Source organism: Paenibacillus sp. F024, assembly GCF_057814255.1.
Map to the genome: position 1 here is coordinate 1 of NZ_JBVASZ010000017.1, position 22,086 is coordinate 22,086.

The following is a 22,086-nucleotide window of genomic DNA, read 5'->3' on the forward strand; positions in this document are numbered from 1 at the left end:
TAAATATGACTTAGCACAAACAGGATCATGACCGCACTAGCGAAAATCCCGATCGAATAAACCCAGGCCAGGTCAATTCCCAATGCGGGAGAAGGGGCATCTAAATTCAGCATGACCAATTTGTACGTTCCCTCAAGCACTAAATAAAGAAGAAAAATGACAATAATGCTTCTTACAATAAATGCAGCCTTTTTTAATTTATAGGGCATTCGTTTGACGAAAACATCCATACCCAGGTGCTGATGATCTCTTAGCGCCCCAACGGCGCCAAGAAAAGTGAGCCAAATGAAGAAGTAGCGGGATAATTCCTCGGACCACGTAATCCCCGAGTTAAAAGCATACCGCAAAACAACGTTTCCAAAAACAAGCACTCCCATCACCAGCAAGGCGGCCGCCATCGCGAAATTCAGAAGCTTATTAAATCCAGCGGACAGTTTCTCCATATCAACTCTCCTTCTTATAAGTTAGCACAATAGCTGGAGATACCGCTTGAGGTTTCTCCAGACTAAATTTTCAACAAAATCCTAGGCTTCCCTGATCTTTTTCCATAAATGTAACCGCTTCCAATGGATGAATAACGAAGTATAAACATATGCTCTTTTCAGTACAAAAATCCAAGGGCTGCTCAAGTAAAGGATTCATACTTTTCCATATGTTAATGGAATGAATCTTATGTAATCCCTTTCATTTCAGGTCAATAAAATCTTAATTGCGGCTCACATCCCTTATCCATACATTACCGTTAAAAACTAGTATGCATTCTCTACCATTCATATCATTATTTGCTATGTTGTAAGCTTAAATCCTTGATCACTTGTCTACTAAGGTACCTTATAAAACTAATATACTTATCCTAGAAAGGATTGTCAATACAATTATTAAGCTAATGAATGAATAAAGCCTTACTCCATCTGAGGATTTTAGTAATTCCGTCCGGATACTGATAATACGTTGCTGATAGCGGCTCCGAACCGTGAGCTTGCTTGGAACCATCGCTATTTGTTTGAGGTTCTTGCCCGGCCGGTAGAAACAGAAAAACCGCTAACCCGGTGCGAGCCCATTTTCATGCCGGAGTTACGGTTTAAAATACGGGTACTTATATTCTGCACAAAAAACAATGCAAAATAATCTAAGATTTCCAGTATCTATCATATAGGTTTTGCATATGATAAGTCATTATTTCCACTGCTTCTTTTTCATTATGCTCCTCAATAGCTTTAACAAGCAATTGATGCTCTTTAAAATTAACTTCTCTATAATCCGGTCGAGTTACCGTTCTATCCCGAATAAATTGCCACATTTCTTGTTGCTTCATCGCAGTGCTAATAGCCGACATAATTTTAATAAACAAATCGTTATGAGAAGCTTTCGCTATCTCCGTGTGTAATTGCTCATCTGTTTCCGGCACGTAAATACCTGCTTCGGTTTCTTCCTCCATCTTTTTTATGGTGGACCGAAGATCCTCAATATCCTCGTCCGTTGCTCTTAGAGCAGCAAATTGAATAATAAGAGGCTCTATACTCATTCTCGCTTCAATAATATCTTCAGGAGATATGGATTCCAGAAAAATCGCTGATTGAGAATTCTCAGGGGTTATCTGGGTGTTTTTAATATATACTCCTTCTCCCTGACGGGAGTATATAATACCATTCAATTCTAGTGCACTAAGAGCCTGCCTAATGGGGGCACGGCTCACACCAAATTGTTCGCAGAGCTCTCTTTCCGTAGGCAGTTTATCCCCTACATTAAAAGAACCCGACTGGATCTCCGCAAGAATCTGATTATATATTTGCAAGTATAATTTTTTACTGGATACCCGATTAAAATTAATATTAACCACTTCTCTCAATAAATAATGATTCACTCTAGCAGTGACTATTATTTGTCGCCTTATTATATACTTTTCTTTTTTAAACGGCAAATTCATTTCTCGTTTTGGCTGAAGGAGTACGCGGAAAGCCTCCGCAGCTTTACGGAGGCTTTCCGTTCCTTATCTCAAGTGATTGGATTCCAATGTAGATGCTGCTAGGTCCTCACCTACGGTATCTTATTAACTAAGCATTTCCTTAGCCGATCTTACAATATCGCTAACCGTAATCCCATTAAGCTCCAGCAGTTTTTCATAAGGAGCAGATTGCCCAAACTGATCTTGAACCCCTATTCTTTTAACTTTACCCTTTCCTTCTTCAGCAACTACTTCACACACTGCGCTCCCAAGTCCATTAATAATATTATGATCTTCTACGGTAATTATTTTTCCAATATTTAGGCATTCAACTACCGCTTCTCTATCTAAAGGTTTAATGGTGTGCATATCCAACAGCTTTACTGAAATTCCTTCTTTTTCCAACTGATTCGCAGCTTCTAAAGCTAGACAAACCGTATCGCCATTAGCAATAATAGCGATATCCGTTCCGGCCTTTATCTTCTTTGCTTTACCGATTGTAAATTCATCCTTCTCATCATATATTACAGGAACCGCATCTCTTGTAAAACGAAGATAAACAGGGCCATAAAGCTCTGAGGCTTGTGCAATTAATTTTCTGGTAGAATGATAATCAGCACCCATAATGACCGTCATATTTGGAAAAGTTCTTAGAACTCCCATATCTTCTATACTTTGATGACTCGCGCCATCATTTGCCGGAGTTAATCCCCCATGAGAACAAGCAATTTTAACATTGAGGTTTGGATAACAAATCTCTTGTCTAATCTGCTCAGCCATTCTTAAGGAACCAAATACAGCATAAGTGCATACAAAGGGTATTTTTCCGGTGGTAGAAAGCCCCGCTGCCAAGCCGGCACCGTTTTGCTCAGCTATACCGACATTGATATGCTGATTAGGCAATTGCTTAGAGAATTCTACTGTTTTAACGGACTTTCCAATATCAATATCAACAACATAGATATTCTTATTCTCTTTTCCTAATTTTACGATTTCATCACCAAAGGCATCTCTTGTGGCTTTTTTAACGATTGTTGTTGCTTCTGTTTCCATTATTACAACCCTCCCGCTATTTCTTCCAACGCCTGTTTGAATTGTTGTTCATTAGGCGCAATTCCATGCCAATTCACTACATCCTCCATAAAAGAAACACCCTTACCCTTTACCGTGTCACATACAATACATTTGGGTTTTCCATTTTTTGCATTTCTACTATAATCTAATGCTTCAACGATTTCTTCCATTGAATGCCCATTAATTCTTTTAGTTTCAAAGCCAAAGGCCTCAAATTTCTTTTCTAAATCAAGATTAGGCATAATTTCATCGCAAGTACCATCAATTTGCAATCTATTATCATCAACAAATACAATCAAATTATCCAATTGATACTTAACCGCACTTTGAGCAGCTTCCCAAATTTGTCCTTCTTGGCATTCCCCATCTCCTACCATTGCAAAAACTCTGTAATCTTTTACATCTCTTTTTCCTCCAATGGCCATTCCAACGGCGCAAGAAAGTCCTTGTCCTAGAGATCCAGTAGAAATATCAATGCCAGGACATTTATTCATGCAAGGATGTCCTTGAAATGGAGAGCCATATTTCCTTAATTTGTAAACGTTTTCATATGGAACAAAGCCTCTTAGCGTTAATGCTGAATATAGGATAGGACAAACATGTCCTTTGGATAGAACAAATCTGTCACGGTCTTCCCAATGAGGATTACTTGGATCAATGTTCATTTCCCTAAAGTAAAGGGCTGCAATGATATCTGCCGCGGAAAGTGAGCCTCCTGGATGCCCGGATTGTGCTTCGTAAATCATAGTTAGAGCTGTTGTTCTAAGCTCTATGGCTTTTTGCTTTAATTCTTCAATACTGATATCAATCATCTCTGTCACCCCGTTTATGATTAGAACTAGATTTTAAGTCTTTCTTATTTAGTTCCTAAATAAAAACCAAACAAATACACCATAGTAACCTTGTTCACTTGTCTACTAAGGTACCTTATGTTTTCAGTATACCTCCGCTTGCCATACTAGTCAATAACATTTATACCTACTCAATGTTTTTTGGGATCTACAATGTAGGCTGAGTGTAGAGGAGGATGTGAAATTACATTACCAGGAAGGGGGAGATCGCAAAAACTGAAGAATTCGGCAATGGTGACTGCAAAAGAATTTTGTGATTCAGAAAAAATAAGATGCATCGGGTATATAGAATATACTTGCCGTTGCATCTTATTTTTTCATTCGTTTATGAACTCCGTAATCCTAATCGTCGCAGAGCTCCATTCCAAGACAGCGCTATCTTGCCCTTGGCATCGGCCTTTGCTCCTTGTACTGCAGCTCGTACAGACGGTAGTAGTAACCGCGCTGTGCCAGCAGCTGGTAATGACTGCCGGTCTCGCGGACCTTGCCTTTATGCATGACGATAATCTGATCGGCGTGCTGAATCGTGGACAATCTGTGGGCTACGATCAACGTGGTTCGGCCGGCCGTGATGTTGTGCAGCGCATCCTGAACGATCAGCTCCGTTTCCGTATCGATATTGGAGGTGGCCTCATCAAGGATAAGAATCTGCGGACGGAACGCGATGGCGCGGGCGAAGGACAGCAGCTGGCGCTGACCAAGCGACAGGTTGATTCCGCGCTCTCCCAGCATGGTCTTATAGCCTGAAGGAAGAGTGCGGATGTAATCGTCCATATGCACCATGCGGGCGGCCTCGACTACCTGCTCATCGGTGATGTCTTTTTTGTTTAAGCGAATGTTCGAGGCAATATCACCCGTAAACAGAAATACATCCTGCTGCACGATGCTGATCGCCCTCCGAAGATCGTCCAAGGGGATTTCACGGATATCGATGCCGTCAAGCTTGATGCTGCCCTTCTGTATATCATAGAACCGGTTAATCAGCTGGATAATCGAGCTCTTGCCCGCGCCGGTGGCGCCAACGAACGCGATCGTCTGCCCCGGTTCAATCGTAAAGCTGACATCCTTCAGTACCCAATCGCCTTCATTGTAAGCGAACCATACATTCTCAAACGAAATTTCTCCGCGAACCTCCTGCGTAAGCCGCTTAGGCCTCTCGCTGTCCACAATCGACGGTTTCTCATCCAGCATATCGAAAATTCGTTCCGCCCCTACCATGGCTGTCTGGATTTGATTATATTTTTCCGCAAGGCTCATGAGCGGCTGGAAGAACTGCCTTACATAATGGGTAAAAGCATATACAATCCCGAAGGTAATCCCTCCGTCGATTACACCCGCACCGCCATACCAAAGCAGCAGCGCAATAGCCAGATTCCCGAGTAAGCCGATGGCCGGCTGGAAAATCGAGTTAATCACCGTTCCCCGCATACCCGCTTGATAATGCGCCGTATTATGATGGTCGAACTGCTCCCCCTGCCGTTCCTCGCGAATGAACAGCTGCGTGATCCGGATGCCGGACAAATTTTCCGCCAGGAACGAATTCAACCGGGACAAAATAACCCGTGTACGCCTCTGCGCATCCCTGACGACAGAACGATACCAAAAGGTAAGCACAGCGAGAAACGGCAGTACCGTGAAGGACAGCAGCGCTAATTCCACACTGAGCTGAAGCATGACAATGATGATCCCAGCTAGCACGATGACATCCTTGATCAGGTTGACGACGACCTGTGAGTACAATTGGTTGAGCGACTCGGTATCCTGGGTCACACGCACCACCAGCCGTCCTACCGGATTCCGGTCGAAGTAAGACATCGACATCCGGCTTAAGTGATGAAACAGCTGCTCGCGGATATTAAAAATAATCGTTTGACCGGTATACTGAAGCAGGTTGCTTTGCAGATAACTCAACAGCGCGGCACCGACGACCGCCACCAAAAATACGGCCCCCAAGAGAAGAAAACCCGTATAATCCTGGCCGCGGAACGTTTCCATCGCTGCGGCATCCAATGGTTCGGCTCTCCAAACGTTGCCTTCCGCACGAATCGCAGGCTTGCCGCCCTCCTCTATGACCGCCTCTTGCTCCTGCTCCCCAGGGAGCCATCCGGCAGCAAGCCAATCCTTACCCCCGATGCGGACGATCTGGGCTTGCTCCGTACCCGGCGGCATAGAAGCGACGGCAGCCTCCGCTTCCTTGGGCAGACGTACATACGCTTTGCCGTCCCATTCCGTCACGCTGCCATAGGCTTCCAGGCGGGCTGCTTGGTCCGCTTCTGCCGACAGCATCGGTTTATGTAAGCCGTTAATGTGACCGTCGATCGCCACTTTAATAATATAAGGGCGGGCAAGATCGGCAACCACGATAATGAAGGATAAGAAAATACAGAGCAGCACCATTCGCCAATACGGTTTGGCGTAAGAAAGCAGACGAACCAGCAGCTGTCCGTCTTTAAACGCTTTGACGTCTTTCTCCGCATGGATATTCACGCACCCGCACCTCCCTGCAGCAGCCGCGATCCTCTAAGCCCCTGAGCTTGATCATCCTGATGTTCGGCCTCCTGATCCAAAAGCTGCTTATGATACATATCCGCATAGATCCCGTTGAGCGCCGCGAGCTGCTCATGATTGCCCCGCTCCACAATCCAGCCTTCATCCATCACGATAATCTGATCCGCATGCTGTACCGAGGAGATCCGATGTCCAATAATGATGGTTGTCCGTTTGTTCATAACGGACTGCAGCCCTTCAAGAATCAGATCCTCTGTAATCGTGTCAACCGCAGACAAGCTGTCGTCAAAGATGAGCACCGACGGCTTCTTGATGACCGCCCTGGCGATGCTGACACGCTGACGCTGGCCTCCGGACAGCGAAATGCCCCGTTCACCTAGAGGGGTATCGAATTGATGAGGAAACTCAAGAATATTATCGTACACTTGAGCGGTCCTCGCCGCTTCCTCCACCTGCTCGTCACTGTATGGCTTCGGGTCGAAGCCTATATTGTCCCGGATCGTGGAGGAAAACAGAAACGGATCCTGCGGGACGATTCCGATCTGGCCGCGCAGCGTTTTTAACGGCATTTCATGAAGCTCATGTCCGTCGATAAAGATTGTGCCCTTGGGCGGATTATACAGCCTCACAAGCAAATGGACCAGCGTGCTCTTGCCACTGCCCACCCTTCCTACGATCGCAAGGCTGGAGCCTTTGGGTATCTTCAAAGAGATATCTTTCAAAGTAGGCCGTTTGGCTTCGGGATAGGAGAAGGTCAAATTGCGGATCTCAATGTCCCCGTGAATACAATCAATCTCCGGGTTGGCCATCACATCATCCACCACATCCGGCTGAGTATTAAAGATTTCGAGCAGGCGAAGCTCGGACGCTTTGCCGCGCTGCAGCAAATTGACCACCTTGCCCAAATTCTCAATAGGTCCCATAAGCAGCGACAAATAAGTATTGAAAGCTACAAATTCACCAAGCGTGATGATATCCTTCAGTACCATGATCCCGCCGACGACAACGGAGACAAGAAAACTGAAGCCCACGATGCCGGCGCTGAGCGCCCCGAACAGTGAATTGGAACGGACGAACCTCCGGTTCATATCCACCGCATGCCGGTTGTCAATGGCGAAGAGCTTCCGCTCCGCCTTTTCCTGCACAAATGCTTTAATGACACGAATCCCGGCCGTGAATTCCTGCACTCGGCTGGTTAAATCGGAGATGGCCGCCTGCATATCGGCCGATTGCTGCATGATCCGTTTATTAAATCGGTACGCGAGCAAGCTGAGCAGCGGGAGCGGGAACATCGTAAGCAGGGTCAGCCATGGGTTGACGAAGCTCACCATCGCCGTCATGGAGACGACGATCAGGAAGAGGGCCTCCATGATGTTGAAATACCCCTGCATCGTTACCTCTCGGGTGACGCCCACATCACTGATGGCGTGGGACATCAGGTCCCCAATCCGGCGATTGTTGAAATATTGGGCCGATAATTTCTCCCAATGGGCGAATAACTCTCCACGCACACGCATCTCCAGCTGACGGGACAGTCGAAACAAGTAAATGCGGGACACCGAACGAAAAAATGCGATTCCAAGACCTATCGCAGCCATCCATACCGCAAAGTGAACGGCCTGCTCGTAGCTTAAGCCGCCGATTTGCAAGCTGTCGGTAAAGCGGCCGAGCAGCCATGGAATCAGCAGCTGAAGTATGGATGATATGGACAATAATGCAAAGCCTATGACATAAGGCCAGCGATTTGTTTTGATGTGATCCAAGAAAATACTTCTTCTCTCCATCGGTATCCTCCGGCGCTGTTTATGATAGCTATAGTAAGGTTACCGTGTTCATGAAAAAGAAACCATGGATTTCTTTACTGCAAACAATGGACTATTTTACTTTTTTAAAATGCCATATATGCAATTTTGCTCTTCCTCCCGAAACCCAAGCTTCAAGAGGCCTCCAGAGATTCGAATCATCCGGTGCAGCTTCCGTTTCGGTTCTTGCCTGCTTCATGGAATGATATTCTTCCTCGCTAAGCCCTTTCCATATCTCCACAAAAAGATTAGGCTGGCCGGTTCCTTCATAAAGCTCCAACTGAGGATGCTGCCGTTTGATTCCTTCCGACCACGCAAGATATACATTCCTGTAGACCTCTTCAATCCGGTATTCGACAAAAACGATACACATTTTTTTCACCTGCTTTGCTTTATTTTGTTGAAGAAAATGATACACTAATATTGGTGGGCTGCAATAGACTGATGAAAAAAGGTTTTCAGGAGGTAAGTCATGGATACCGGTACCCATCTAGTAATTGGACTTGGACTGGCAGGCCTCGCCTATGTCGACCCCGTCGTTGCCGCCAACCCGACCGCTGCAACGGCAGTATTAATCGGAACGGTAGCAGGCTCGCAGGCGCCTGATTTGGATACGCTTCTGCGGCTCAAAGGAAATGCTGTATATATTAAAAATCACCGGGGATTGTCCCATTCGATTCCTTCGCTTTTTATTTGGACAGCACTCATTTCCGGTCTTCTGTGGCTGTTTTTTGACGGATTGCCTATGGCTCATGTAACGATGTGGGTATTCATTGCCGTGGTCTTTCACGTATTCACGGATTTGTTCAATACCTACGGTACGCAAGCGCTAAGACCGTTCTCGGAGCGGTGGGTGTCATGGAACATTATTCATATTTTCGACCCTTTTATTTTCTTGTCCCACGTACTGGCGATATTCTTATGGGCTCTTCATCTTGCAAGGCCCGAGGTGCTCTTTCCTTTATTGTATGTATTTATTGCCATCTATTATATTTGGAGATCATGGGTTCACCACTACTTGGAGTCACGATTGTACAGACAAGATTCGTCTTACAAGCCCGGTGATCGATACACTTTGATTCCTACGGTTCATTTGTACCATTGGCATGTTGTAAAGCGCGGATCGGAAGGCCGGTTCACCTTGGGGGAGTACAAGAGCGGCACGATCAAATGGATCGACCGCATTGCATGTGATGCCCACCCCGCCGTCGACGCCTCCAAAAGTCACCCGAATATTGCGGCGTTCTTGTATTTTACCTCTTTCGCCTGTGCCGAAGTCAAGGAGCACCGGTGGGGATATGAGGTTCGTTGGGCGGATGTAAGATACCGGCATCGCAAGCAGTACCCCTTCGTCGCCGTCCTGATGATGGACAAAGAGTTCAAAACGCTGGATTCCTATGTCGGATGGCTCAGCGAATCACGACTGGAGAAAAAGCTGCGTGTAGACTTGTATTAAGCTGTTTTTGGCGGTTAGCGGATTTGGATGCTTAAGTCGGCGCTTCGGCAAGGATGTAAAGCGGAAGCGTTGAAATAACTCTTTTGGATCCGCTATTTTTCTTGTGCAGGGCTTGTTTGTGTAAAAAAGGGGGCGGCTGTCTCTTCTTGAAAATAAAAAAGCTCAAGGATTTCTCCTTGAGCTGCTATTGATTGATGAAGCCTCTCACTATTAGCGAGCTTGGCCTCCGGCAATGGCTTGCTCGGCGATTTGCACCAGACGACGAGTGATGTGACCACCGATTGCGCCTGTATCGCGGGTTGCCATATAACCGTAGTAACCATCTTGAGGAATTTGGATGCCCAGCTCTTGTGCTACCTCATACTTTAATTGATCCAATGCCTGAGAAGCTTGTGGCACTACCAAAGCGTTGCTGCTGCGGGATTGTCCTGCACCCATGTTCAGCGCTCCTTTCAAGTGAATGATCTTTGATGTATTTGCAAGCTTGCAAGCTTATTATGTGTTACAGGCTTAGAACTATACGCATCTTTTGAAAAAAACTTTTAAGTTTCAAATGTTGTTCCGAAGGGCAGGTGTGATGCGATATGAGTAAAGGACTCGGCTTGTTTTTTGCCGTCGTCGGAACGGCGCTGCTGGCAGCCATCAGCTATTTTATGTCAGCGGGAAGGCCTTGGATGGCCATCCTCTTTGGGATCATTTCATTGGTGTTTATCGGCTCGGGATTTGTAGTAAAGGCCAAGCAAAGAAAATCAAAAGAATAGGAGCCTGCCGGCGGCGAAGCAGACCTTCGCCGCGGACAGACTCCTTATCAAGCTACAGCACCACATATCCCATTTTTTCTTTGACCTGGCGAAGGATCCGGTCCGCCTGCGCCTCCGCCTTCTCTTTGCCTTGCCGCAGGATCTCAGGCAGCTCGCCGGAGCTTCGGATTTCGGCGTACCGCTGCTGAATCGGCTCAAGCACGGCGACAACGGCTTCGGCCAAATCTTTTTTGAAGGGTCCGTAGCCTTGTCCATCGTACTTTGCTTCGATTTCACCGATCGATTTGCCGGCGCACTGCGAATAAATGCTGATCAGGTTGCTGACTTCCGGCTTATTTTGCGGGTCGAACTTTACCTCACGCCCCGAGTCGGTAACCGCGCGGCTGATTTTTTTGCGGATGACATCCGGCGCGTCCAGCATGGCAATATAGCTGCCTGCGTTCGGGTTGCTCTTGCTCATCTTCTTGGAGGCATCGTCAAGCGACATGATCCGCGCCCCCACCTCTGGAATGTAAGGCTTTGGTATGGTGAAGGTTTCGCCGTAACGGCCGTTAAACCGCTGAGCCAAATCACGGGTAAGCTCCAAGTGCTGCTTTTGATCGTCCCCTACCGGCACCAGGTCTGCGTTATACAGCAAAATATCGGCAGCCATCAGCGACGGGTAGGTGAACAAGCCCGCACCCACGGATTCCTTGCCCGCAGATTTGTCTTTGAATTGCGTCATCCGCTCCAATTCGCCCATATACGTGAGCGTCGTCATCAGCCAACCAAGCTCGGCATGGGCGGCAACCGTCGATTGAAGAAATACCGTCGCCTGTGTAGGATCGATGCCCGCTGCCAAATAAAGCGCAGCAACCGCCTCCGTCTGCTCCTTAAGCGCGGCCGGATCCTGCGGAACCGTCACGGCGTGCAAATCGACCACCATAAAATAACATTCATGCGAATACTGAAGCTTGACATAGTTTTGAAGCGCGCCGATATAATTCCCCAGCGTCAACTGGCCGCTCGGCTGCATTCCTGAAAGCACTCTTAGCTTGGACATGTTTCGCTTGCCTCCCTCTGCAAATCAACACATTTCTTATTCCCACGCAAAAAAGGCCTTCCGCCGCAAGGGACGAAAGACCGTGGTGCCACCCTAATTCGCTCGGCAGCCTTCCATTATACGAACGGAAGCCCAATGCGAGCCTTTGAACTCCTGTAACGGGGAGAAACCGGAAGGGCATACAAGTGTACCGGACGTAGCATAACCTTGATCCTATCAGCGTTATCCGGCGCACGTTCAACCATCAGCTCAAGGATCCATTCGAACGGCCGCCGCACACCGGTTTGCACCTTCCACCGGCTCTCTGAAGAGCTTGCCCCCGCCTACTTGTTCCCATCATCGCTTATTTGACGTCATTTTACCGAACCGGCATGGCTCTGTCAACCGTATGACCCAAATTCTTGTCCTATACACATCTTCCCAGGCATACGATATAATAATAATTACGAAAAACAAGGAGACATGACCGGTGCAAACGATTATTTACCAATGGGTAACCAACATCCTTGCCTTGCTGTGCATTATGATGCTGTTTCTTATTTATACGCAAAAACAACCTCCCGACCTTTCTTTTCTTACAGCCGAGAGCATACAAAATTTCAAAATACTGTTCATCAGCATCATTCTCGAGGCGCTGCCCTTCGTTCTGCTCGGAGTTTTCGTTGCGGCCCTGCTGCAAATGTTCGTCTCAGAGCAAACCATCCGCCGTTTAACTCCGAAAAATCCGGTGCTGGGGGTTATCTTCGCCTGCGTGGCGGGCATCATCTTCCCGCTGTGCGAATGCGGCATGATTCCGGTCATCCGCCGTCTGATCCTCAAAGGCATGCCTGTCTATATCGCGGTCGTATTCATTCTCGCAGGTCCGATCATCAATCCGGTCGTGTACGCTTCCACCTTCATGGCGTTTCGCAGCCGTCCGGAAATCGCTTATTCGCGGATGGCGCTTGCCTTTATTGCAGCCTCGGCCATCGGGCTGATCATTTACCGTTTTGTCAAAAGCAATCCGATTCGCGGGATTTCCAACGTCCTGTCAGCCCACAGCCACGATCACAGGCATGACCCTTCCCATGAGCACATAAACATTCATGAGATCGGACATAAACACAGTCACGACCATGAACGCAGCCATGAGCATCACCACGGGCATGGCCAAAGCAAAGCCGGGCGCATGTTTGCCGTTCTGGGGCATGCATCCGACGAGTTTTTTGACATGGGCAAATATTTGATCTTCGGCGCGTTTCTTGCGGCAGTCATCCAGACCTTCATGTCCAGAGAAAGCCTGGTCACGATCGGAGAAGGAGCCGTTAGCTCCCATCTGTTTATGATGGCGCTCGGCTATTTCCTGTCCCTCTGTTCAACGTCCGATGCCTTTGTAGCTTCTTCCTTTACAACGACATTCCAGACCGGCTCGCTTCTCACGTTCCTTGTCTTCGGACCGATGCTCGACGTGAAAGGAACACTGATGCTGTTGTCCGCCTTCAAAGCCAGATTCGTAGCCCTGCTCTCATTACTGATCGTGGTTGTCGTACTGGCTGCATCGCTAATATTTGAACATATCTTTTTCATGTAATCGTAAACCGGAAATAAGGAGTGTGCGCCGTGAGTTCTCGAATGCTTGGTCTGCATCATCTGTTAAAAGCGGTCATTTTATTAGGCTTTGCCGTCTATATTGCCTATCTCGTCAAAACGGACCTGATTTTGCTGTATATTGCGCCGCGCATGGTCGATTATGTCAAATGGTCTGCGGTCGCGTTCTACGCCGTAGCCGCCTATCAATTGTACCGGGGAGCAAAAAGCTTTCGCAGCCCCGCCACAGCCTCCTGTGATTGCGGCCACGACCATCTTCCATCCCGCTCGCTGTTAAAAAACTCGATCATTTACGGACTGTTTTTCTTCCCTCTGCTGATCGGTTTTATCCTCCCGGATACAACGCTTGGCAGCAGCTTAGCTGCCAAGAAAGGAATGAACCTGAGCAGCTCAAGCTCTGTCAAAAAAGACGGGCTTGCATTGGACGGCACCTCCGGGAACGGAAGCGGTGAAGCGGACTCCGGTGCAGCGAAGCTCGAAAGTCCCGAAAGTCCTGACCCCAACATCACGAGCTCCGAGCCAGCGCCGTCAGAAAGTGAGATGTTCCCGTCCGACAAGTTTACGGAGCACTATGCCAACTATGCGAAGAAGCTGTATCAAGACGATCTGATTCAGGTCAAGGAAGAATTTTTCATTGAAACCTTAACGTCAGTGGATCTGTATCTCGACCGGTTTATCGGCAAAAAGCTGGAAATGACCGGGTTTGTCTACCGGCAGGAAGAGATGAAGAACAATCAATTCGTCGTCGGGCGATTCTCGATCCAATGCTGTTCGGCCGATGCGGCTCCGTTCGGGGTCTTGGCGGAGTATGACCGTGCACCTGCGCTTGCAGACGACAGCTGGGTTACAGTGACGGGGACGATCGCTAAAACGAAATTTAATGACATGGAGATTATGGTACTGAAGGTGGAGAAGGTAGCTAAGGCGGAGCCTTCGAAAAATCCTTATGTGTATCCGAACTTCGATTTTGGAGCGTAAGCTGAGGAATTCAGCCCCCATCCAGCGGCTGACAAAAATAAAGGCCCTCCGTTCCACCCCTGAAGCGAGGTGACGGAGGGCCTTTTACCAAAAATGCCTTACCTTCACGTTTTAATGATTAAGCTTCAGAGCCTTCCCGGTTCGCCTGCTCCATCCGCTGAAGCAGTCTCTTTACCGTCTCCACCGTATCTTTATAGTATGGGCGGTAGCCATCCAGCCCTTCAATAAAGCGAAGAAATTCCAAGCCAATGGCTCGAACCTGGCTTACATATTCCCTTTTGTCAACCGAATAGCCGGCCAGCTTGCGAGGAGACGTATCCTGCCGCTCCTCTACCTCCGTCAGCTCCAATTCATTGGAAGAAAGATGACGGACGATGAAGGAATACGCCCGGCACTCCGGATCTCCGCAGCCGCAGACAAAAAACGGAACCTGGTGCCAGTGCTCCGCATCGGTCCAGCGATTGGGCACGACATCCTCAACCATACTTAACAGAAGCGCCGGCAAGCCGACATCCACACATAACGGCTCCTCGATCACTATTTCCCCATCGATCTCCATCCGTACGTCCGCTTGAATAATTTGCAAATCGGCATCGAACGACCAGCCGCTGTAATCTAAATGAAAACTCATCTACACCATCAACCCCCATGTGGTTACATTTACCAATTTCTCTAACGGGTATTATTTTAGCCTTGGAACATACTACCTAGTGAACGGAGGTGAGATCGATGGGCGCAGGACAATCCCGCAGCAGCAACGCTTTAGTAGTTCCTCAAGCTTCCCAAGCCTTGGACCAAATGAAGTATGAAGTTGCTCAAGAGCTGGGCATTCAAATTCCTCAAGACGGTTATTATGGATTTATGGCAACCCGTGACACTGGGGCAATTGGTGGCCACATCACACGTCGTCTGGTTCAAATTGCCGAGCAGCAGCTGGCAGGCAAATTCACAAGATAATGTGTTACCCAAATACTTACCAAGGGCGGCTCCAGACGGGGTCGTCTTCTTGATTATCCATTTATTTTTACATTATAACGGATACCATTCAAGAATAGAAAGAACAGGCCTCCGGATGCTCCGGAAACCTGTTCATTATAACGAATGATAAAATAAAAAAATGAAAGCATGAATCCTCTTTTACCGCTTTGAACTGTTGAACAAGCTGGCCATATTATAATTCGACTCGAAGATGACGCTCGTGCACAACAAATTTTGGCGCATAGCAAATTCAAATTGAATTTCCCCATGCGTCCAGCACTTTAGCTTTAACGATTCTAACGCGGTTTGGCGAAAAGAATGCTGATGGGTTTCTGACAGTCCGCGTTCGTTTTTCTTCAGTTCCGTTCCCTTCGTTTCCAAAGGAAAATGCCGGATCCCGAATTTTCCGATCATGTTATTTCGGATTTGAACGAATACTGTTCCTGAAGTTAACTGCGCAAGCTCCTCCTTCAACTCGCGGAAAACCAAATCCAGCTGTCTGGCCAAAGGCAAATGCTCCAATATCACAGACCTCCTTACATTTTCAATTATTGGTATATTATGTATTTATAAGTCTGTAGACCCATTATAGGACATATTAACCATTTATTCAACAGAATTTTACAATTATTTAACATAAAAAAACAGGAACCTCGGTTCCTGTCGTCCATGGTCAATCGAGATCACAGATATCGCTGTTCAGCTCGATGATGTTGCGATCCGGGTCCAATATAAAGATTTGCGGAAAACCGGCTTTAGGACGCGGTCTGGCGTCGTATTCGATACCGCAGGAATCCAGCCATGCCAGCGCTTCCTTATAGCTCTTCACTCTCAAAGCCAGATGTCCGTCACGCGTATCGATGCCGCCCTTCCTGACCGTTTCTCCCGGATGAACAATCAAATGGAGCTGCTGGCCTCCCCCGCCAACGCTAAACCAAGCTCCGGCAAAATCAAACGGGGGGCGCTCCATCTCCTGAAGCCCGAGAACCTCCTTATAGAATGCTTTGGCCCGCTCCAAATCCGTAACGCACAAGCTAACGTGATGAATCGAGTTGATCGACAGCATGCTTCTCTCCCCTTTTTCTCCACTGGATAATACTACTATAGTGATGTTCTTTCTTCCTGACAATACACCATTGCTTCATCCAGATTCGCTTTTGGGTGGAGACAAGCGGATGGCTTCGCTTATGACCTTAAAACGGCCCATACGAAACGGGCCTGTCTACCTGAAGGTAGACAGCCTCATTCTTTCCTTTACATTTCGACGTCACTGGCCAAAACCGTTCTTTTTTTCTTTACAGAGCTTACGATAGAGACAATTAAAAGCAAAAGCGCAATACCAAATAAAGTACCTGAGATCGGCCGCAAAAAAATTTCAAGCATATTTCCGTTAAAAATCCTTAGAGATTGTAATAAGGAGGTTTCCATTAGCCTGCCTAAAACAAAGGTTAAGATAATGGGTGCCATAGGGACGTCCAGTTTTTTCAGCACATATCCGACGAGTCCAAAAACAAACATGACCCCGACACCCCAAAGGCTGTTGGTAACGGTATACGAGCCCAAAATCGAAATCGCCAAAATAATAGGATACAGCAATTTCTCAGGAACCATTGCGATTTTTGCCCAAAATCCCGCCATGGGTAAATTCATGACCAATAGCAATAGGTTGCCAATAAACATACTTGCAATAATAGCCCAAACAAAATCCGGTTTCTCATGAAATAAAGCCGGGCCCGGTGTAAGTCCATGCATGATAAAAGCCCCTAATATAATGGCGATCGTTGGAGAACTTGGAATGCCTAGGGTGAATAATGGAATAAGGGCTGCGCCACTATAAGAATTATTGGCTGTTTCAGGACCCGCTACCCCTTCGATAGCGCCTTTGCCAAACCGGGAAGGGTCTTTGGCCACCTTCTTCTCTATAGAATAGGACAGAATGGCCGGAATAACCGAATTGGTTCCCGGAATCAAACCGATCAGAAATCCGATTCCCGTCCCCCTGCCGATGGATTTCAGCGTAGGACTCCATTCGTCCTTTCGTGGCAGAATGCCTTTCACTTTATGGGGTTTTTCGTTTTGGGAAAGCCTTTCCATGCCGAATAAGATTTCGGAAAGACCAAACAATCCCATCGCCACACATACCAGATCCAAGCCATTGAGAAGATAGGGCTCCCCAAAGGTAAACCGATCCGAGCCGGACACCGGATCGATGCCGATTAAGGAAAGGCTCAATCCGACAAAAGCCGCAATGACCCCCTTGATTAAAGATTTTCCCATTAAGCCTACGACGGTAATTAATCCCAACACCATAAGAGCAAAAAATTCCGGGGGGCCGAATCTTAACGCAAATTGAGCCAATGGGGGCCCTATAAAAACAAGCCCTAAAATAGAAATGGTACCTCCGATAAATGAACCTATGCCTGCCACACCTAGAGCCACGCCTGCTCTCCCTTGTTTGGCCAGAGGATATCCGTCAAGACAGGTAATGACAGAAGCGGCTTCACCCGGTGTGTTGATTAAGACAGAAGTGACCGTACCTCCGTACATCGAACCATAATAAATACCCGATAACATAATAATGGCTGGTACGGGATCCATACCAAAGGTGAGAGGAATGAGCAAAGCGGTTGCCGTTGTTGGGCCAAGTCCGGGCAGGACGCCCACTAACATTCCTACGGTAACGCCTATCAAGCAATAGACCAGATTCCACCAGGTAAGCGCCGTCCCAAAACCGTTCATTAATTGCACGAATGAGTCCAATACGCTCCCCCCTTACCAACCAAAAATATTAACGGGTAATGGAACTTCCATAATGGTAACAAACACAACAAACAACACGATGGAGGTGGTTAAGGAAATGCCCAAAGCTAAATTCCATTTGTATAGGCGAACTAACACCAAAAATAATAAAACGGTACACCCGACAACAAAGCCCGTTGTATTCACAATGAACATGAATATGAGAATCGAAACCGGCACAGACAAAACGTTCTTCAAATCCTTCCCTTTCGGGAAAATGTCTTTAAACAAGATGATCTCTTTTCGCAAAGAAAGCCAAATATATCCTAGCCCTAGAAGGATTAACCCTCCGTTTAACCATATCGGAAAGAACCCGGGTCCTGGACCATACGCATTGTAATAACGAAGGGAAAGAGATTCTGCAAACATTACACCTGCATAAATCAAAAGGGCAAGTCCTCCCCAAACGCCTGCATTTTGCGCTTTCACACCATCACATCCTCTTGAAAGATACTCCTGCTTGCGGTCTGCTTAGAGATTATACACATAACAAGCGCCCGGAATGCCCGGATATCGGCTTAATGCCTCCTCGTCCAGCTCAAGCCCGAGTCCCGGCCGATCATTAGGCTCGATATAGCCATCCTTGACCACCAGCGGTGACTTGATCATTTCATCCCGAAAAGGGTTCAAGAACGCCAAATCCGCTTCATAAATTAAAGCATTGGGAATAGCGCACATCAAATGAACATTCGCTGCCGTACTTAACATACTTTGGCTTGTATGCGGGGCCATCGGCAAATGCCACGCCGCCGCCATGTCCGAGATCTTCTTCACTTCCGTAATGCCGCCGGCTTTTGTGCAGTCCGCCTGCAAAATATCGATGGACCCGGCCTGTAACAGCTCCCGGAATTGATATTTGGTATAGTGGTTTTCGCCTGCAGCTACTGGAATTCGGGTACTCTTTCTTAATTCACGGTACGCTTGGATATTATCGGGAGTAAAAGGCTCTTCGAGCCAATACACTTGATTTTCCTCGCAATATTTTACAACCTCCGGCACATCCAATATGTGATATCGCGTGGCAGCGTCAACCGCTATATCCAGCCGGGGGCCAAATGTTTTGCGTATATGAGAGACACGCTCCGCATCTTTCTTCGGATTTTGGCCTACACGAAGCTTAATCGCGGTATACCCTTGTTCCACATATTTCTGCACCTCTTTTTCCAGAGATTCAAGAGGCTGATAGCCTAAACTGAGTCCGCCCGCATAAGCTCTAATCTTACGCCTTTCTCCGCCTAGCAGACGATAAACCGGCTGCTGCAGTATTTTTCCTTTGATGTCCCACAGCGCTATATCGATCCCGCTCATCGCGATGGCTACAGCCGTTCCGGCTCCGTGAGTAGCAACCTGGTGGCGATAAATCTTTTCCCAGATTCCCTCTGTATTAAACGGCGATTCGCCTATCAAAATCGGGGCCAGACTGCTTCGAATGATTTCCGCAATCGACGTAGGACTTAGCGCATGATGAGCCTCGCCATATCCGACCGTTCCATCGCTGCAGGTGATTTTCACCAGGACCAGATCTCTTTTCACCATATTGCCTACTCCAAATCGAAGAGCCACATCATCAAACTTACAAGAAAAAACCATGGCCGTCACTTGTTCGATGACAGGATTTTGTTGAGATGTCATTGGAAGGATCTCCTTTTATACGAATTTGGGCCAACCCTACTTGAACTCTATCATTCGTTATGGTTTGAATATTTTGGCAAAGGCGTCCGACAACGCTTTGATAAGCGTATTTACTTCTTGATCCAGCTCGCTGCCTGTTTTCTTAGGGGTGATAAATCCCCCGTCCTGTGCGAACTTCTGGTAGGCATCAGATTGTATGGCTTTATTAAATATTTCAGTTAAACGTTCGCGTACCGCAGGATCTATACCGGCAGGTCCGACAATAAAGCTGATTTGTTTTACGGCACCGGAAGTAAATACATCGTATCCGCTCTCTTTAAAGGTCGGAACATCAGGCAAACTGGCAACACGTTTTTCAGCATTAATTGCAATCGCTTTCAAATTGCCTTCTTTAATTTGTGACATGCTTTCACTCGGTTTAAGTACAGCTACGTCGACATGCCCGCCCAAGAGTTGTGTAATTACCAGTGCTCCTCCGTCAAAAGGAACGTGCTGGAATTGTACATTGGTGCTGCTCCCCAACATGGCTGCGACGGCGTGGTTTACGTTGTTTGTCCCCGGTGTCGCGACTTTGACTTGGTTTGGCTTCGACTTCATATGCTCAACCAATTCCTTCATATTGTTCCAAGGGGCGTCCGCTTTGGAAACTAATATAAGAGGATCCTCCGACATTAAGGCAATATTCGTTAATTTATCCGATTTTAAAGAAGCTTGCCCAAGCGCAATAACGCTCAAGGTAGAGCTCGTATTTACTCCTAAGGTGTAGCCGTCAGGCTTGGAAGTCGATACCTCGGTAATTCCGACAACGCCATTCCCGCCGGGAGCGTTTTTGACCACTACGCTGATTCCCATTTCATCCTTTAAAATCACTTGAAGCTTCCGGGCCATCAAATCATTGGCGCCCCCGGCGTTCCACGGCACAACGATGGTAATGTCCTTTTGAGGGAAATTATTGTTCGCCTGACCATTGCTTTTTCCTTTTTCATTTGGAGCAGCAGCACTCTGGCCGCCTGTACCCTGGGGATTCTGACCGCAGGCTGCCAGCACAACCATAAAAACGACGCAAAGCAGAGACAATACATTTCTCTTGTTAAACCGCATGGATAAATTCCTCCTTATGATTTTATATTGATGATCTGATCAAATGGGTCCAATCGCATCAAAATACCGGCCCCAAGAAGTAAGGCTCTAAAGGATCTGAATAGCGGATGGTCTCGCCCTTAGTGAATTCTCCGGAGGCGATGCTTTGGATTTTGTGAAACAAGGCTTCTCCCGACGCTTCAATCGTCGATTCGCCCGTGATAATCGCGCCGGACGAGAAATCGATACTTCGCCGTGCTTTACTTGCCGTACGCGGATTGCCTGTGATCATCATGAGCGGAGCCACGACACCCGTATTCGTAGCCAGCATAGGCGGATCATGGGATGGAAGGTCTTCACCCCCCAGCTGATAAATGGTGAGTTGGCAGCCTGCTGCGGCAAGGCTCATAGGAAGCGAGAAGGAAGACATCCAGCCGTCCATAAAATGCAGGCCCTTCTTTGTCGGACGCGCCGCATATTCCAGGACCTCCTGGATGGGCATCGTTCCCGTTTTTTGAATGGCTCCCAACGACTTTTCTTCGATGGTGCTAAGACCGGCTTCAATGTTGGACGGCAAAGGATTAATCGTACGGATATCTTCCCCTGTAGCTCTTGCCGCTTCCTCCACCTCACGGACCATTTCAAGCAGTCGTTTGGCATCGCGTTCGTTCACGCACCGTTCGGCAACATCCAGCTCGGCTCCAATGATTTCCACCGTTTCCGAAAATATAGCCGTACCGCCGGAGGCGATAAGAAGATCTGCAGCTTTGCCAAAAGAGGGGTTGCCGCTTATACCGCTTGTTGCATCCGACAAACCGCATTTCACGCCAATCGCCAGTTTTCCGATGGGTACGGGCTCCCGTTTCACCATCGATGCGCTATGTACGAATCGGCGGGCCAAGTCAATCCCATCCTCGACAAGACGCTCAAGGCCTCCTGATTCTTCTACCGTCAGCACTTCAACCGGCTTACCGCTTTTGGCAATTTCGTGTGCAAGGGTATACGGCTCCAATTCCGCATAGCCGAAATTTTTCCGTGCACCAAGCACAATGGTCGCAAAAACGTTTGCATTTTTAGCTAATCCGGTATAAAGACGGCTAAGTCTCTCGCGATCTTTTTTGTGCCGGCCGTTTTCTCCTCCCGTCATGATGGTCTTCGTGCCGGACACGTATTGGGTGATCCGGGCTGCCGCAATATCCACAAGACGGCTGGATGGAATCACAAGAACATAATTGCGAATCCCCGCCTCATCACCCGGGCGAATAAAGCCTACAAACTCCATTACCTCTCGCCTCCTGCAGCTATTAGATCTCCGCGTCCGCGAAGACCTTCGATATTATGGACACCCACCAGACCTCCGGTCTGAATAGGGGCTGTTGCCCTTCCGATCGGTCGGCCGTACTTGGTAATGATGTCGCCTTCATTGATTTCCTGCAGTGCGATTTTATGGCCAAACGGAACATTCCCTATCGTTATAATCGTAAAAGACGGCTGATTTGAGGCAGCCTGGACGGTTAAGCTTAAGCCCCCTTGGCAATCGATTACGGCAACGGCAACATTATCCTTTTCATGCAGCTGTAATGCTTGAAACAC

23 protein-coding genes and 1 other annotated feature are annotated in these 22,086 nt (G+C 47.6%); of the genes, 5 read left to right on the forward strand and 18 right to left on the reverse strand.

Translation table 11 applies throughout. The features are described 5' to 3' along the window. The 7 genes from ACZYR9_RS17305 to ACZYR9_RS17335 form a co-directional block, all read right to left on the reverse strand. A partial coding sequence (locus ACZYR9_RS17305) for a TRAP transporter small permease (RefSeq protein ID WP_488979744.1) occupies window positions 1-443 on the reverse strand: 443 nt, incomplete at its 3' end. A 686-nt stretch (window positions 444-1,129) separates the two neighbouring features. Then, window positions 1,130-1,840, reverse strand: a complete 711-nt coding sequence (locus tag ACZYR9_RS17310; RefSeq protein ID WP_488979842.1) for a FadR/GntR family transcriptional regulator — start codon at window positions 1,838-1,840, stop codon at window positions 1,130-1,132. Window positions 1,841-2,050: 210 nt separating this feature from the next. Next, window positions 2,051-2,998: a transketolase family protein gene (locus ACZYR9_RS17315; RefSeq protein ID WP_488979745.1), complete on the reverse strand. Its 948-nt coding sequence runs from the start codon at window positions 2,996-2,998 to the stop codon at window positions 2,051-2,053. A gap of 2 nt (window positions 2,999-3,000) precedes the next feature. Then, window positions 3,001-3,849, reverse strand: coding sequence for a transketolase (locus ACZYR9_RS17320; protein WP_488979843.1), 849 nt, complete (start codon window positions 3,847-3,849; stop codon window positions 3,001-3,003). 396 nt (window positions 3,850-4,245) lie between these two features. After that, window positions 4,246-6,357, reverse strand: coding sequence for an ABC transporter ATP-binding protein (locus ACZYR9_RS17325; RefSeq protein ID WP_488979746.1), 2,112 nt, complete (start codon window positions 6,355-6,357; stop codon window positions 4,246-4,248). Next, window positions 6,354-8,162, reverse strand: coding sequence for an ABC transporter ATP-binding protein (locus tag ACZYR9_RS17330; protein WP_488979747.1), 1,809 nt, complete (start codon window positions 8,160-8,162; stop codon window positions 6,354-6,356). The genes ACZYR9_RS17325 and ACZYR9_RS17330 overlap by 4 nt, the downstream gene beginning before the upstream one ends. Window positions 8,163-8,253: 91 nt before the next feature. Further along, window positions 8,254-8,670: a hypothetical protein gene (locus tag ACZYR9_RS17335; protein WP_488979748.1), complete on the reverse strand. Its 417-nt coding sequence runs from the start codon at window positions 8,668-8,670 to the stop codon at window positions 8,254-8,256. On the opposite strand from ACZYR9_RS17335, the gene ACZYR9_RS17340 reads away from it, so the two are divergent. Then, a complete protein-coding gene (locus ACZYR9_RS17340; RefSeq protein WP_488979749.1) occupies window positions 8,653-9,636 on the forward strand; it encodes a metal-dependent hydrolase in 984 nt (327 codons plus the stop codon). The two genes, ACZYR9_RS17335 and ACZYR9_RS17340, sit on opposite strands and share 18 nt — an antisense overlap. Window positions 9,637-9,846: 210 nt before the next feature. Here ACZYR9_RS17340 and ACZYR9_RS17345 read toward each other — a convergent pair whose 3' ends face one another. Then, window positions 9,847-10,074 (reverse strand): alpha/beta-type small acid-soluble spore protein, encoded by a 228-nt coding sequence (locus ACZYR9_RS17345; RefSeq protein ID WP_054817650.1) that lies wholly within the window; start codon window positions 10,072-10,074, stop codon window positions 9,847-9,849. 146 nt (window positions 10,075-10,220) lie between these two features. Here ACZYR9_RS17345 and ACZYR9_RS17350 point away from each other — a divergent pair, with 146 nt between their 5' ends. Further along, window positions 10,221-10,397, forward strand: a complete 177-nt coding sequence (locus ACZYR9_RS17350; RefSeq protein ID WP_488979750.1) for a DUF5325 family protein — start codon at window positions 10,221-10,223, stop codon at window positions 10,395-10,397. Window positions 10,398-10,449: 52 nt separating this feature from the next. Here ACZYR9_RS17350 and trpS read toward each other — a convergent pair whose 3' ends face one another. Next, window positions 10,450-11,439, reverse strand: coding sequence for a tryptophan--tRNA ligase (gene trpS / locus ACZYR9_RS17355; RefSeq protein ID WP_488979751.1), 990 nt, complete (start codon window positions 11,437-11,439; stop codon window positions 10,450-10,452). A gap of 65 nt (window positions 11,440-11,504) precedes the next feature. Next, window positions 11,505-11,788, reverse strand: a binding site (T-box leader). Window positions 11,789-11,908: 120 nt separating this feature from the next. Here trpS and ACZYR9_RS17360 point away from each other — a divergent pair. Both ACZYR9_RS17360 and ACZYR9_RS17365 read left to right on the forward strand, forming a co-directional pair. Next, window positions 11,909-13,009: a permease gene (locus ACZYR9_RS17360; protein WP_488979752.1), complete on the forward strand. Its 1,101-nt coding sequence runs from the start codon at window positions 11,909-11,911 to the stop codon at window positions 13,007-13,009. A gap of 29 nt (window positions 13,010-13,038) precedes the next feature. Beyond that, window positions 13,039-14,004 (forward strand): TIGR03943 family putative permease subunit, encoded by a 966-nt coding sequence (locus ACZYR9_RS17365; protein WP_488979753.1) that lies wholly within the window; start codon window positions 13,039-13,041, stop codon window positions 14,002-14,004. A 118-nt stretch (window positions 14,005-14,122) separates the two neighbouring features. On the opposite strand, the gene ACZYR9_RS17370 is transcribed toward ACZYR9_RS17365, so the two are convergent. Further along, window positions 14,123-14,635 (reverse strand): hypothetical protein, encoded by a 513-nt coding sequence (locus tag ACZYR9_RS17370; RefSeq protein WP_488979754.1) that lies wholly within the window; start codon window positions 14,633-14,635, stop codon window positions 14,123-14,125. 98 nt (window positions 14,636-14,733) lie between these two features. Here ACZYR9_RS17370 and ACZYR9_RS17375 point away from each other — a divergent pair, with 98 nt between their 5' ends. Further along, window positions 14,734-14,961 carry an alpha/beta-type small acid-soluble spore protein gene (locus ACZYR9_RS17375; RefSeq protein WP_488979755.1) on the forward strand — a complete coding sequence of 76 codons (228 nt, stop codon included), beginning with the start codon at window positions 14,734-14,736 and terminating at the stop codon, window positions 14,959-14,961. Between the two features lie 180 nt (window positions 14,962-15,141). Here the strand turns inward: ACZYR9_RS17375 and ACZYR9_RS17380 are convergent, their stop codons facing one another. The 8 genes from ACZYR9_RS17380 to ACZYR9_RS17415 all read right to left on the reverse strand — a co-directional run bounded on the left by ACZYR9_RS17380 (window position 15,142) and on the right by ACZYR9_RS17415 (window position 22,086). Then, entirely contained in the window at window positions 15,142-15,510 is a 369-nt protein-coding gene (locus tag ACZYR9_RS17380) for an O-methyltransferase (RefSeq protein WP_488979756.1), read from the reverse strand. A 145-nt stretch (window positions 15,511-15,655) separates the two neighbouring features. Next, window positions 15,656-16,048 (reverse strand): VOC family protein, encoded by a 393-nt coding sequence (locus ACZYR9_RS17385; RefSeq protein ID WP_488979757.1) that lies wholly within the window; start codon window positions 16,046-16,048, stop codon window positions 15,656-15,658. A gap of 188 nt (window positions 16,049-16,236) precedes the next feature. After that, a complete protein-coding gene (locus ACZYR9_RS17390; protein WP_488979758.1) occupies window positions 16,237-17,742 on the reverse strand; it encodes a tripartite tricarboxylate transporter permease in 1,506 nt (501 codons plus the stop codon). 12 nt (window positions 17,743-17,754) lie between these two features. Beyond that, window positions 17,755-18,210 carry a tripartite tricarboxylate transporter TctB family protein gene (locus ACZYR9_RS17395; protein ID WP_488979759.1) on the reverse strand — a complete coding sequence of 152 codons (456 nt, stop codon included), beginning with the start codon at window positions 18,208-18,210 and terminating at the stop codon, window positions 17,755-17,757. 42 nt (window positions 18,211-18,252) lie between these two features. Continuing rightward, window positions 18,253-19,413, reverse strand: coding sequence for a mandelate racemase/muconate lactonizing enzyme family protein (locus tag ACZYR9_RS17400; protein ID WP_488979760.1), 1,161 nt, complete (start codon window positions 19,411-19,413; stop codon window positions 18,253-18,255). A gap of 57 nt (window positions 19,414-19,470) precedes the next feature. Then, entirely contained in the window at window positions 19,471-20,514 is a 1,044-nt protein-coding gene (locus tag ACZYR9_RS17405) for a tripartite tricarboxylate transporter substrate binding protein (protein ID WP_488979761.1), read from the reverse strand. Between the two features lie 58 nt (window positions 20,515-20,572). After that, complete coding sequence (locus ACZYR9_RS17410) at window positions 20,573-21,775, reverse strand: UxaA family hydrolase (protein WP_488979762.1); 1,203 nt, start codon at window positions 21,773-21,775, stop codon at window positions 20,573-20,575. Further along, window positions 21,775-22,086, reverse strand: coding sequence for a UxaA family hydrolase (locus ACZYR9_RS17415; RefSeq protein WP_488979763.1), 312 nt, complete (start codon window positions 22,084-22,086; stop codon window positions 21,775-21,777). The genes ACZYR9_RS17410 and ACZYR9_RS17415 overlap by 1 nt, the downstream gene beginning before the upstream one ends.